8 protein-coding genes are annotated in these 13,033 nt (G+C 63.5%); 6 read left to right on the top strand and 2 right to left on the bottom strand.

Features of this window, described 5'->3' with window-relative positions:
- Window positions 1-94: 94 nt before the first annotated feature.
- On the top strand, window positions 95-2,455 hold the full coding sequence (locus llg_RS20850; protein ID WP_338286983.1) for a glycoside hydrolase family 95 protein: 2,361 nt from the start codon (window positions 95-97) through the stop codon (window positions 2,453-2,455).
- A gap of 28 nt (window positions 2,456-2,483) precedes the next feature.
- Here llg_RS20850 and llg_RS20845 read toward each other — a convergent pair whose 3' ends face one another.
- Both llg_RS20845 and llg_RS20840 read right to left on the bottom strand, forming a co-directional pair.
- The gene (locus llg_RS20845) at window positions 2,484-5,090 is read right to left on the bottom strand and encodes a PAS domain S-box protein (RefSeq protein WP_338286982.1); all 2,607 of its coding nucleotides are present in this window, start codon (window positions 5,088-5,090) and stop codon (window positions 2,484-2,486) included.
- A 16-nt stretch (window positions 5,091-5,106) separates the two neighbouring features.
- The gene (locus llg_RS20840; protein ID WP_338286981.1) at window positions 5,107-6,294 is read right to left on the bottom strand and encodes a DNA-binding transcriptional regulator; all 1,188 of its coding nucleotides are present in this window, start codon (window positions 6,292-6,294) and stop codon (window positions 5,107-5,109) included.
- A gap of 188 nt (window positions 6,295-6,482) precedes the next feature.
- Here llg_RS20840 and llg_RS20835 point away from each other — a divergent pair, with 188 nt between their 5' ends.
- From llg_RS20835 to eda, 5 genes are read left to right on the top strand one after another with little or no spacing between them, the layout of a single operon-like run.
- A complete protein-coding gene (locus llg_RS20835; RefSeq protein ID WP_338286980.1) occupies window positions 6,483-7,769 on the top strand; it encodes an MFS transporter in 1,287 nt (428 codons plus the stop codon).
- A gap of 40 nt (window positions 7,770-7,809) precedes the next feature.
- Window positions 7,810-8,631 (top strand): SDR family oxidoreductase, encoded by an 822-nt coding sequence (locus tag llg_RS20830; protein WP_338286979.1) that lies wholly within the window; start codon window positions 7,810-7,812, stop codon window positions 8,629-8,631.
- Window positions 8,632-8,688: 57 nt separating this feature from the next.
- A complete protein-coding gene (locus tag llg_RS20825; RefSeq protein WP_338286978.1) occupies window positions 8,689-11,154 on the top strand; it encodes a glycosyl hydrolase 115 family protein in 2,466 nt (821 codons plus the stop codon).
- Between the two features lie 6 nt (window positions 11,155-11,160).
- Window positions 11,161-12,372, top strand: a complete 1,212-nt coding sequence (uxuA, locus tag llg_RS20820) for a mannonate dehydratase (RefSeq protein WP_338286976.1) — start codon at window positions 11,161-11,163, stop codon at window positions 12,370-12,372.
- A 26-nt stretch (window positions 12,373-12,398) separates the two neighbouring features.
- Entirely contained in the window at window positions 12,399-13,031 is a 633-nt protein-coding gene (eda, locus tag llg_RS20815) for a bifunctional 4-hydroxy-2-oxoglutarate aldolase/2-dehydro-3-deoxy-phosphogluconate aldolase (RefSeq protein WP_338286974.1), read from the top strand.
- Window positions 13,032-13,033: the final 2 nt, after the last annotated feature.

Raw genomic sequence — 13,033 nt, 5'->3', positions numbered from 1 at the left:
TCGAGGTTTTTGGTTTCGGTTTCACTCCTGGGGTTGAACCTGGATTCATTGCTTCCGGGTTGCTTTCTGTGTTTCGATTTGGTCACTAATCGTCATGACGAATTTCTCCCTCACTCGCCGCGAATCCCTTCGCCTATCCGCCTTCGCGGCCCTCGCTTTCGGCTCGGGGTTGTCCTTCGCCGCGCCCGCCGCTGCCGAAACCCCGCTGGTCCTCTGGTATGACAAGCCCGCGGGCAATTGGACCGGCGCGCTCGCGCTCGGCAATGGTCGCCTCGGCGCGATGGTTTTCGGCGGCACCGCGCGGGAGCGCATCGGCCTGAACGAGGACACCCTCTGGTCCGGAGCGCCCTATGAGCCGTCCTTCGAGGTCTCCGCGGAAATCCGCCAGGAGATCCAGCGCCTGATGTTCGCGGGCGATTACAAGGGCGCACAGAACCTCGCCGAGAAGCTCCAGGGCACCCCGAACTCCCAGTCCTCCTACCAGACCGTCGGCGAACTGGTGCTCGATTTCCCCGGCCACGACCAGGTGAAGGACTACCGCCGCGATCTCGACCTGAACACCGCCATCGCCTCCGTGACCTACACCGTGGATGGCGTGAGGTTCACCCGCGAGGCGCTCTCCAGCCCGGTCGACCAAGTGATCGCCATACGCCTCACCGCCGACCGCAACGGGAAGATCTCCTTCAGCGCCACGGAAACCTCGCCGCTCCCGGTCATGGTGAAGGCTGGCAATGGCAACGAGGTTTCCATGACCGGCATGAATGGCGACATCTACGCACGGGACAAGAAGACTCCGGTGGTGAAGGGCGCGCTGAAATTCGAGTCCCGCGTCAAGGTCGTCGCCGAGGGCGGACAGGTCACGGCGGAAGGGGATAAGGTCACCGTTACCGGTGCGGACGCCGCCACCGTCTTCATCGCCGCCGCCACCAGCTACAAGACCTACAAGGACATTTCCGCCGATCCGGCGGTACGATGCACGCAGTATCTCGATGCAGCGAAGAAGCCCTGGGTCGCCCTCCGCAGGGCCCACGTCGCCGAACACCAGCGTCTGTTCGGCCGGATCACGTTCGACCTCGGCACCACCGAGGCAGCGAAGCAGGCCACCGACCAGCGTCTGCGCGATTTTAGCAAGCAGGACGATCCCGCGCTGGTGGCGCTCTACTTCCAGTTCGGACGCTATCTCCTCCTCAGTTCCTCCCGCCCCGGCTCGCAGCCCGCGAATCTCCAGGGCATCTGGAATGACAAGCTCATGGCTCCGTGGGGCGGGAAGTACACGGTGAACATCAACACCGAGATGAACTACTGGCCCGCCCAGGTCACGAACCTGGCCGAGACCGAGGAGCCGCTGTTCCGCATGCTTTCGGAAGTGGCGGAAGGCTCCGGCGCTCAGGTCGCCCGCAGGACCTACGGCGCGCGCGGCTGGGTGCTCCACCACAATACCGACCTATGGCGCCCCGCCGCTCCGATCGACACCGCCTTCTGGGGCCAGTGGCAGACCGGCGGCGCGTGGCTCGCCAACCAACTCTACCAGTCGTACTTGTTCAGCGGGGACAAGGCCTACCTCGGGAAGCTCTATCCCATCCTCAAGGGCAGCGCCGCTTTCTTCGAGGACACCCTGGTGAAGGAGCCGGAGCACGGCTGGCTCGTCGTCCTGCCGTCGAACTCCCCTGAGCACGAGATCCAAAAGGGGCTGACCGCCAGCTATGGCACCACCATGGACAATGCCATCCTGCGCGAGCTCTTCGATGCCTGCATCGCCTCTTCCACGGTGCTCGGCCAAGACCCCGGCCTGCGTGCGAGGTGGAAACAACTCCGTGATCAGCTTCCGCCGAACCAGATCGGCCAGGCCGGCCAGCTCCAGGAGTGGATCAAGGACTGGGACACCACCGCCGAGGACATCCAGCACCGCCACATGTCACCGCTCTACGGCATCTACCCCGGCAACGACATCACCCCAGCCGACGCGAAAACCTTCGCCGCCGCGCGCAAGCTCGTCGAGATGCGTGCGTCCAGCGGCATGGGTTGGGCGAATGCCTGGCGCATTGGCATCTGGGCGCGCCTGCTCGACAGCGCGAAGGCGTATGAATTCGTTGAGCTGATGATCTCCAAGTGGACCGAGGGCAACCTGTTCGACAAACCCTCCGTCCAGCTCGATGGTAATTTCGGCTCCACCGCCGGCATCGCCGAAATGCTGCTCCAGAGTCAGAATGGGGAGATCCACCTGCTGCCCGCCTTGCCGGCTGGCAAGTGGCCGAATGGCACCATCACGGGCCTCCGCGCCCGCGGCGGCTGCGAGGTGGACATCGAGTGGAAGGCCGGAACGCTCGCCAGGGTGACGTTGCGATCGAAGGCCGCGACCACCGTGAAAGTGCGGTACGGCAGCGGTGTGGTCTCCGTGCCGCTGAAAGCGGATCGACCGCTGGTGCTTGATGGTGAATTGAAGGCGGTTCGGTAACTCGGATCGCTCTCCATCTGCGGCTTGCTCAGTCAGAGGCGGGTCCCGTCCGCGCGTGGACCAGACGTGCGACGATTTCCAGCAATTCGTGTGGATCGGCGGGTTTCGCGAGGTGCATATGAAAGCCCTCCGAGATCGCCCGCTGCCGGTCCTCCGTACGGGTGTAGGCGGTCAATGCCAGGGCGGGAATTCTGCCCGGCTCGCCCGGTGTTCCCCGGACCTGACGGATCAACGAGTAGCCGTCCCGACCCGGCATTCCGATGTCGCTGATGAGCAGATCCGGACAATCATGGGTGATGGACTCGAATGCTTCGTCGGACGATCGGGCGAGCGAAACCTTTGCGCCGGCGTTGGTCAGGAGGTGCGCCACGAGCTGGCGTCCGTCCTGCTCGTCATCCACCACCAGGACCTTGATGTCTTGGAGCTGGCCGGGTGGCTGGAGCGCTTCGGCTCGGAAGGGGCGGGGTGGGGTGGCTTCCTGTTGCTCTGGTGAATCTTGAATGGGGAACGTCACCTCGAAGGTGGCCCCTTTACCACTGCCCGGACTCGTGGCGCGGACTGCGCCGCCATGCAGCTCCGTGAGATTTTTCACGATCGACAATCCCAGGCCGAGGCCACCGTGTTTGCGGGTGATGGTCGGATCGGCCTGACGGAACCGCTCGAAGACGAATGGCAGGAAGGCGGGGTCGATGCCGGCCCCGTTGTCGGTGACGGAGACCTGCAGATGGTGGCCGGTCTTCTCCAGGCGGATCGTCACCCGGCCACCGGCTGGCGTGAACTTGATCGCGTTGCTCAGCAGGTTCCAGAACACCTGTTGGAGTCGGTCGGGATCCCCGCCCACCGTTTCCGATGGCGTGTCGATGGTGAGGATGAGTTCGATTTGTTTGGCCTGGGCGGATGGGCGGACCGTTTCGACCGCCTCCTGCAGGATCCCGGCCAGACAGACCGGCTGGATGTCGAGGCGGACCTTGCCGGAAACGATCCGGTTCATGTCCAGGAGGTCTTCGATGATCCTCGTCTGTCCCTGTGTGTTCCGGACGATGACTTCCAAGCCCTCTTGATGCTGGGCCTGGGACATCCTTCCGGACTTCAGCAAATGGGTCCAGCCGAGGATGGCCTGCAACGGGGTCCGCAATTCATGGGACAAGGTCGCGAGGAATTCGTCCTTCATCCGGCTCTGGCGGATCGCTTCCTCCTTCGCGCTCTGCGCTTCGCTTTCGGCGATCTTGAGGGCGGTGATGTCACGGGAGGTGGCGATCAGCCGTGTGATCGAATCCGAGTCGTCCCGCAGCGGCGAGATGATCACGTCCCACCATTTCAGCTCCCCGTGGACTTCGAACTGGCTTTGGAAGCGTTCCACGGAACCCCTCAACGCCAACTCGATCGAGCGTTCAATCACCGGTCTCAGATACCGGGGCCAGATGTCCTGCCAGTAGCGGCCACCGGTCTCCGCTAGGCCGAACAGCTTGAGCCCGGGATTGTTCATCCGCTGGATGGAGCCATCCGGGTCCATGACCATGATGCAATCCGGCGTGCTGTCGAAAATGCTCGTGCTCAGGGTTTCGCTTTCCTTCAGCGCCCGCTCGAGGGTCCGGTGATGTTCCAGTTCGTTTTCAAGATCGGAGTATAACTGGGCGTTGTCGATCGCCACGGACGCGTTGGCTGCAAGGGCGGTGATCAGCTCCTCCGACTCCTGTTGAAACACGTCAGGATCCGGGTGCCCGAAAAAGAGGCCTCCCAGGACATGGCCACGCCGCGACACGACCGGAACCGCAAGGTGGCTGCGCACGGGGAGATGGCCTTCGGGCATCCCGTGGTGCGGGCTCATTGTGCCGTAGCGCGGATCGCGAGTCACATCGGCGATGCGCACCACGCCTTCACCTGCGAAGGTGGGGGCGAAGATCGGCGTGTTCCGGGGCATGCCGAATTTCTCGAAGGCTTCCCTGGGCGCTCCCGAGAGGGTGAACAGCCGGTAGGATTCGCCGGTCTCGCTGGTGACATTGTAGAAGAACGCTCCGAACGCGGCTCCGGAAAGTTCGCGTCCGGCATCCGTCACCGCCTGTACCAGCCGTTGCAGGTCGAGTTCCCCGGAGAAGGCGAGGGACACGCGGTTGAGGATCGCGAGTTTTTTGCTCTGGCGGTCCAGTGCGGCCACGGCGGCTTTCCGTTCGGTGATGTCACGCGCGATCTTCGAGGCGCCCATCACCCGCCCGGTGGAGTCGCGGATCGGAGAGATTGTCAGCGAGACATCGACCTTCCTGCCATCCTTCCGAATGCGGACCGTCTCGAAGTGGTCGACCCGCTGCCCACTCCGGATTTTCCGGAGGATCTCGTCTTCCTCGGAGAGCAGTTCGGTGGGGATGAGGACGGAAATCGGCCGCCCGATCATTTCCTCACGGCTGTATCCGAAGAGCCGGGCTGCACCGTCGTTCCAACTGGTGACGAAGCCATTGAGATCCTTGCTGACGATGCAGTCATCGGACGATGCGATGATCGCGGACAGCAGCGATTCCACCGGGTAGGCCTGGGATTCATCGAGGGACGACATGATGCTGGTCGAATGGAAGCGGGTTTCCGGCAGCATGACACGGAGAATGTGGCCGTGAGGCGGCGTGATCGCTTTCGCAGGCCGCATGGAAGGGCTTCGATGCCTAGCTTCCGCGTGCTTGCCGGAACTGTCGCTGATAGTCGCCCGGCGTCTTGCCACAGGCTCCTTGGAACGCGGCGACAAAGGCCGGGTAGCTGGCGAAGCCGCAGGCGGCCGCGACATTCCGGAGATTGGTTTGAGTGGGGCGCTGCATCAACTTCATCGCGCGTTCGATGCGGGCCGTCGTGAGATATTCGTGGGGCGACTTGCCAGTGGCGGAGCGGAAGCGGGTTTCCAAGGTGCGTTTCGAAACCCCGGCATGGTCGGCGATCGTTTGCACCTTGGGCGCGTCCTTGAGATTCCGCAGCATGAAGCTGACGGCAAGTTGGACGACTTCGTCCCCGTGATGGAACATGTCCGTGCTCTGCCGTTCGACGATTCCTTCCGGAGGAACGAGGATCTCCATGGTGTCCGGGCGATCTCCCCGGATCATCCGGTCGATCAAGGCGGCCATTTCCCAACCCACCTGGCCGGAGTTCCGGCGGACGCTCGTGAGCGTGGGCGTGGAATGCCCGCACACGATCGCATCGTCGTCCATGCCGATGATGGCAACGTCCCGCGGCACCCGCAGTCCCACGCTGGCGCATGCTTCCACGACAAGTTGGGCGCGATAGTCCTGTACCGCGAAGATCCCGCAGGGGCGGGGCAGGGCAGACAGCCAGGCCCCCAGCTCATGAAGTTCATCCGCCAAGGTGCGCGCGCTGGTGCCTTCGGCTGCATCGAGCTTGGTCACGCAATGGAGACCGGCCTCCTTCGCCCGGCTCGCGAAGCCGCGGAGACGCTCGTTCGAATAGTGGACGTTCTTCCAACCGAGGTAGGCGAGTTCCCTGATCCCACGTTCCAGAAGGTGTTCGGCGGCGAGGCGGCCGGCGAGATAGTTGTCGACGCTGACCCGGGGAACTCCGTGGGCTTCGGACTCCCATTGCGAGAGATTCACCACCGGGATTCCGAGTTTGCGAACGATCTTGCGATCCTCCGCGTTGCGCACCGCGGCGATCGCGGCATCGCCTTTCCAGCCCACCAGCGAGCTCAGCGAGCGGGAGCGCTCGCCCGAGGCCTCGAGCGTCGGCGGGCAGGTGAGGATCTGCCAGCCGCCATACTGGAGGCCATAGCGCCGGATGCCGTCGATGATCTCCGCCATCCAAGGAATGGAGGTGGGATACACGACTGCCAGTTTCAGGAGGGTGGCCACGCGGCGGTAGGGATAGCAGGGGAAAGCCGCTTGCGCAAAACGAAACTCATTATGCGCATGTGCCTGCTTGTAGGGTTCCGCGTTTCCGGTATGGTGAAACGACCCGCGAGTGGCTCCATGGAGCGAGCTTGGATCCCACGCGCTCGACCCACCATGTACCCGAGTTGCGCCCGTCCCATCCCGCTCCAATGAAGGAATCCCCGATCAGCAATTACCGCTGGGTGATCTGTTCCCTGCTCTACTTCGCCACCACGATCAACTACATCGACCGGCAGATCCTGTCGCTGCTGAAGCCGATGCTTGATGAACAACTCGGGTGGACGAGCACCCAGTTCGGCGCGATCAATTCCGCCTTCCAGGCCTCCTACGGGGTGAGCCTGCTCGTCTTCGGCTGGCTCATCGACAAGTACGGCACCAAGCTCGGATACGCCCTGTCGATCGGCGCATGGAGCATTGCCGCCCTCGGTCACGCGCTGGTGAACACCATCGGCGGATTCTTCGGTGCCCGCATCGCCCTCGGATTGGGTGAGGGCGGGAACTTCCCGGCGGCTGTCAAGGCGGTCGCGCAGTGGTTCCCGAAAAGCGAGCGGGCGTTCGCGACCAGCCTTTTCAATTCCGGAGCGAATGTCGGCGCGATTGTGGCCCCGATGATCGTGCCACCCATCGCCTATGCGCTCGGGTGGCACTGGACCTTCATCTTCGCGGGCCTGGCGGGCTTCCTCTGGATCTTCGCGTGGTGGCCGTTGTTCAGCACGCCACGTGAGTGCCGCCGCGTGTCCCCGGGCGAGCTGGCCTACATCGAGCAGGATGAGGATGGCATCGCCGAACCCGAGAAGGGGAAGACCAGCTACGCGCGGATTCTCAAGCACCGGCAGGCGTGGTCGTTCGTCCTCGCGAAATTCCTGACCGATCCGGTCTGGTGGTTTTTCCTGATCTGGCTGCCGGATTACTTCAAGAAGACCCGCCATCTCGATATCAAGAACAGTTGGGTCCACCTTGCCAGCATCTACGCGATCATCACGGTGCTCAGCGTGTTCGGGAGTTGGTTCACGGGCCGCCTGAACCGGAGCGGCTGGAGCCTGAACCGCGCCCGCAAGCTCAGCATGCTGGTCTTCGCCCTCTGCGCCGTGCCGATCGTGATCGTCACCCGGGTCGATGACTGGACGGCGGTGTTGTTGATCGGTCTCGCGGGTGCCGCGCATCAGGCGTGGTCGGCGAGCCTCTACACCACTGTGTCCGACATGTTCCCGAAGCGGGCCGTCGCCTCATTGATCGGGATCGGCAGCATGGCCGGTTCGCTCGGCGGGATGGGCTTTCCGTTGCTGACCGGGATGGTGCTGGACCGCTTCACGAACGGCTACGCGATTATCTTCGGCGTCTGCTCCGGGGCCTACATCCTCGCGTTCATCGTAAACCACGTGCTCGCGCCCAGGTTCGATGCCGTCGCCTTCGATTCCGGCGAAGCCACGCGATGACACGCCTTCCAGTTCTCCAACGTTGTTTCCGATACCATCCATGAAACCCCTCTTCGATCTGTCCGATCGCGTCTATGTTGTTACCGGTGCCACGGGTGCGCTTGCCGGTTCCGCCGCCGATTACCTCGCCTCCCAAGGAGCCCGCGTGGTCTACCTCGGTCGCAGCCAGGACAAGCTGGATGCCGCGCTGGCGAAGTGCCGTGAGAAAACTCCCGATGCGCAGTGCATCGGCCTGATCGCGGACGTGCTCGACCGTCCGGCGCTCGAGGCGGCGTGTGAAGAAACGCTTCGCCGCTGGGGGCGGATTGATGGCCTGGTGAATGGAGCGGGCGGCAATATGCCCGGCGCGACCATCTCGCCGGACAAGACCTTCGTGGATCTCGATTTCGAAGCCTTCCGGCAGGTTGTCGATCTGAACCTGAATGGCACGGTGCTGCCGTCTCTCGTGTTCGCCCAGGCTCTCATCGACAGCGGCCGCGGATCGATCGTGAACTTTTCATCCGTCTCCGCTCCGCAGGCGGTCACCCGCGTTGTGGGCTACTCCGCGGCCAAGGCCGGGGTCGAGAACTTCACGAGTTGGCTCGCGGTCGACATGGCCCGCCGCACCGGTGGCAAGGTGCGCGTCAATGCGGTGTTGCCCGGCTTCTTCCTCGGAGACCAGAACCGCCGCCTCCTCACGAACGAGGATGGCAGCCTGACCGAGCGCGGCAGTCTCGTGGTCAACAACACGCCCTTCGGCCGATTCGGCCAGGCCGATGAACTTCACGGAGTGATCCACTATCTGCTCGCGGATGCCTCGAAGTTCGTCACCGGCACCATCCTGCCGGTGGACGGCGGATTCGTGGCCTTTTCGGGCGTGTGATTTTCTGCCAAGGTGGAGACTGAGAGATCCCGCGTTTCCCATCCAACCGCTTTACCTATGAGAAAACAACTCACCCAGGTGGTGCTTCTCTTTTGTTCGCTCGCCGGTTCTCTGGCGGCGGCACCGATCGCGATCTCCCCGCAGGCCGGTGCCAGCGATTTCCCGCTGGCTGGTCCGGGTGGAGTGGCGGATGTGGTGGTGGACGACGCGGACTTCAAGGTGGTCCGCATCGCTTCGGACTGCCTGTCGGAGGACATCAACCGCGTTGTGGGGAAAAAGCCCCGGGTGCTCGGCAGTGCCCAAGGCGTGTCGGAAAACGCGGTGCTCATCGGCACCATCGGCAAGAGTCGGCTCATCGACAAACTGGTGAAGGATCGGAAGCTCTCCGTGACGGAGGTTGCGGGCAAGTGGGAGTCCTACGTGGTGGCCACCGTTACCGATCCCTTGCCCGGAGTGAAGAGAGGATTGGTGATCGCGGGCAGCGACCGGCGTGGAACGGCCTATGGTGCCTTCAGCCTTTCCGAAGCCATCGGAGTGTCTCCCTGGGTATGGTGGGCCGATGTGGCACCGGCTCCGCGAAGCACCATCGCGGTGAAGGAGCAGCGGACCGTCCAAGGTCCTCCGTCCGTGAAATACCGCGGCATTTTCATCAATGACGAGGACTTTGGTCTCCGTCCGTGGGCGGCCAAGACCCTGGAGCCCGAGAAGAAGAACATCGGCCCGAAGACCTACGCACGGGTTGGCGAGTTGCTGCTGCGCCTCAAGGCGAACTTGCTGTGGCCCGCGATGCATGAAGGCACCGCCGCCTTTTTCTCCGATCCGGCGAACGTCGGAGTCGCGGATGATTACGGCATCGTTGTGGGCAGCTCCCATGCGGAGCCGATGTTGTACAACAATGCTTCCGAGTGGACCTTGCCGAAGGACCACTGGAACTACGTGACCCACGCGGACGAGGTCAAGGCCGCCTGGGAAAAGCGCGTTCAGGGGCTGGGGAAGTATGAGTATGCCTACACGCTCGGCATCCGCGGGATTCATGACAGCCCGATGCAAGGCGGTGGGACGATGACGGAACGCAAGGAGCGCATCGAGCGGGTCTTCGCCGACCAGCGCGAGCTCATCGCCCGCCATGTGAATCCGAAGGTGGAGCAGGTGCCGCAGGTGTTCGTGCCCTACAAGGAGGTGCTGCCCTACTACCAGAACGGGCTGAAGGTCCCCGACGATGTCACGCTGGTATGGGTGGATGACAACTTCGGATACATCCGCCAGCTCTCCACCCCCGAGGAGCAGAAGCGCAGGGGCGGCGCGGGCGTTTACTACCACCATTCCTACTGGGGGGATCCTGCCGACTATCTGTGGATCGGCACCTCACCGCTGTCCCTGACGTGGGAGGAAATGCACAAGGCCTACGAGAACGGCGCGCGGAACTACTGGGTGGTGAATGTCGGCGACATCAAGCCGATGGAGATCGGCACGGAGTTCTTCCTGAAGATGGCGTATGACATCACCGCTTTCGATGAGAACGCGCAGCCGCTGTTCTTGAAGCAATGGGCCACCCGTGAATTCGGCGAGGCGGACGCGGTCGAGGTCGCGTCGATCATGGATGAATACTACCGGGTGAACCAGCAATCGAAGCCGGAGCACCTTTACCTGGTGAAGTTCTCCAACAATTACGGCGAGATCGAGGCCCGCCGGCAACGGCTCGCCGGGCTGGTGAAGCGGGCGAACGCGCTGTATGAGAAGCTGCCCGCTGCCAGGAAGGACCCGTTCTTCGAAATGGTTCTCTACCAGGTGCGGGGCACCGCGTTGGCCTTCGACATGAACTGGAGCGGGGACTTCAACGGAGCGATGAAGGCCTACGACCAGCTCCAGAAGGAAACCACGACCTTCAACGAGAAGATCGCCGGCGGGAAATGGCGCTACATGATGCCCTCCGCGCCGCGTAACCGTCCGGCTCTCCGCAAGCCGGAGGAGAAGAACATCCAGGAACGTGCCGTGGCGGCGGCTGCCAGCGGACCCGAAGACAAGACCAGCGTGGCCTTCGAGGCGGAGCAACCGCTCCGCAGGGAGGAGGGGAAAGGGACCTCGTGGAAAGTCATCTCCGGTCTTGGTCGCAGCGGGGATTCCATCGCGCTGCTGCCCACCACCGTGGCTCCGGCCGGGGCCTCGCTCACCTATGAGTTCACCACCGTCAAGGATGGGCCCGGGAAGGTCCGCGTCGATTGCATTCCGACCTTCCCGCTGAACCGCACCGTCAAGCTCCGCTACGCCGCAGCCATCGATGGCGGCTCGGAGCAGGAGGTCGATCTTTCGGCCAAGGTGAATGGCGGGGAATGGGCCACGAACGTGGTGAGCCAGATCACCGTCGGAGTCAGCGACCACATGATTGCGAAACCCGGCAAGCACACGCTGGTTCTCCGTCCGCTCGATCCGGGTGTGGTCTTCGACAAGGTGGTGGTCGACCTCGGGGATCTCAAACCGTCCCAACTCGGACCGGTGGTGATCATCCCCAACAAACGCGATTGAGCGGCGATGAACTTGGAGAATCCCAATCTGTTCCTGTTCCAGGAATGCTTCCGCTGGTTCGGGCCGAATGATCCGGTGCCGCTGGCTTACATCCGCCAAGCGGGGGCGACCGCGGTATTCAGCTCGCTCCACCAGATCCCATATGGCGAACGCTGGCCGGTCGAGGCGATCCGCGAACGCAAGCGGGAGATCGAGGCCGCGGGGCTGACATGGTCGGTGGTCGAATCGGTGCCGGTCCACGAGGACATCAAGACCGCGAGCGGCGACCTGAAGACACTCTTCGCCAACTACGTGGACAGCCTGCGGAACCTGGCGGGCGAGGGGATCACCACCGTGATCTACAATTTCATGCCCGTGCTCGATTGGGTCAGAACGGACATGCGCCATCGCCTGCCGGATGGATCGGAGTGCCTGCTCTATGATCCGGTGAAGTTCGCAGCGTTCGAGCTTCATGCCCTCCAGCGTCCCGAAGCCGCGGAGGAATACACGGATTCCCAGCGCGAGCAGGCGGCCGCGTGGTGGAGGGGCCTCGATGACGGGGCGCGGGATGAGTTCATCCGCACGATCATCGACGTGTTCCCTGGGGTGAAGTGGTCGCTGACCATCGATGACATCCGGGCCATGCTTGCCCGCTATCGCGACATCGACGCCGCGGAGTTGCGGGCGAATCTCGCCCGTTTCCTGGAGGCGGTGGTGCCCGCGGCCGAAGCCTTGGGAATACGGCTCGCCATTCACCCGGACGACCCGCCGTTTCCGGTGCTGGGCTTGCCGCGGATCGTTTCCACCGCGGACGATGTCGACACGATCTTCCGGATGGTGGACAGCCCGGTGAATGGCCTGTGCTTCTGCACCGGTTCGTTCAGCGCGCGCCCGGACAACGATCTGCCCGCGATGGTGGAACGCTTCGCTCCACGCATCCATGCCGCCCACCTGCGCAGCACGAAGCTGTTGCCCGACGGCACCTTTTACGAAGCCGATCACCTCGCGGGCTCGGTCGACATGCCGGCGGTGATGGCGAACTTGATCCGCGAACAGGACCGCCGCCGCGGGGAAGGGCGCGCGGATTGGCAGCTTTCCATCCGCCCCGACCACGGCCACACGATGATGGATGATCTGGGCAAGCCGCCTGGCATCACGCCCGGCTATTCCTGCCTCGGCCGCATGCGCGGCCTGTCCGAGCTGCGCGGCCTCGCGCTCGGCCTGCGTCATTCGCTGTGAGCCCGGCCGTATAAACCTTTTCAATCATGTTGGAACGTATCCTAGCGAAACGAGTGGTCCCGGTCGTGGTCCTGGACCGGGTGGACGATGCCTTGCCGCTGGCGGAAGCCTTGCTGGCCGGTGGGCTGGACATCATGGAGGTCACCTTCCGGACTCCAGCGGCGGCCGGGTCGATCCGGCGCATTTCGGAACGCTTCCCCGAGATCCTGTTGGGAGCGGGCACGCTGCTGGACGCCGATCAGGTCCAGCAGGCGAAGGATGCGGGCGCATCCTTCGGACTGGCTCCGGGATTGAATCCCCGGACGATCGTGAAGGCGGCTGAGGTGGGCCTTCAGTTCTCGCCCGGTGTTATGACTCCGAGCGAGATCGAAATGGCTTTGTCGCTCGGTTGCGGGGTCCTGAAATTTTTCCCCGCGGAAACAGCGGGTGGCGTGCCGATGCTCAAGGCCCTCTCGGGTCCCTATGGCCATACTGGCGTGAAGTTCATCCCGACGGGAGGCATCACCACGACGAATCTCCGCAGCTATCTCGATGTGCCAGCCGTCGCGGCGGTGGGCGCTTCGTGGATCGTCGAGAGGCAGCTCGTGAACGATGGCCATTGGGCGGAAATCACGCGGCGCACCCGTGAGGCGCTGGTCGCCGCAGGCACCGCGTTCTGATT

This window comes from Luteolibacter sp. LG18, from assembly GCF_036322585.1.
In the GTDB taxonomy this organism is placed as follows: domain Bacteria; phylum Verrucomicrobiota; class Verrucomicrobiia; order Verrucomicrobiales; family Akkermansiaceae; genus Luteolibacter.
The sequence above is the reverse complement of the archived record's forward strand: the minus strand, read 5'-3'. Positions and strand labels throughout refer to the sequence as shown.

Coding starts and splice junctions, on each gene's coding strand:
- llg_RS20850 (WP_338286983.1), top strand. CDS start 95: ATGACGAATTTCTCCCTCACTCGCCGCGAATCCCTTCGCCTATCCGCC.
- llg_RS20845 (WP_338286982.1), bottom strand. CDS start 5,090: ATGCGGCCTGCGAAAGCGATCACGCCGCCTCACGGCCACATTCTCCGT.
- llg_RS20835 (WP_338286980.1), top strand. CDS start 6,483: ATGAAGGAATCCCCGATCAGCAATTACCGCTGGGTGATCTGTTCCCTG.
- llg_RS20830 (WP_338286979.1), top strand. CDS start 7,810: ATGAAACCCCTCTTCGATCTGTCCGATCGCGTCTATGTTGTTACCGGT.
- llg_RS20825 (WP_338286978.1), top strand. CDS start 8,689: ATGAGAAAACAACTCACCCAGGTGGTGCTTCTCTTTTGTTCGCTCGCC.
- uxuA (WP_338286976.1), top strand. CDS start 11,161: ATGAACTTGGAGAATCCCAATCTGTTCCTGTTCCAGGAATGCTTCCGC.
- eda (WP_338286974.1), top strand. CDS start 12,399: ATGTTGGAACGTATCCTAGCGAAACGAGTGGTCCCGGTCGTGGTCCTG.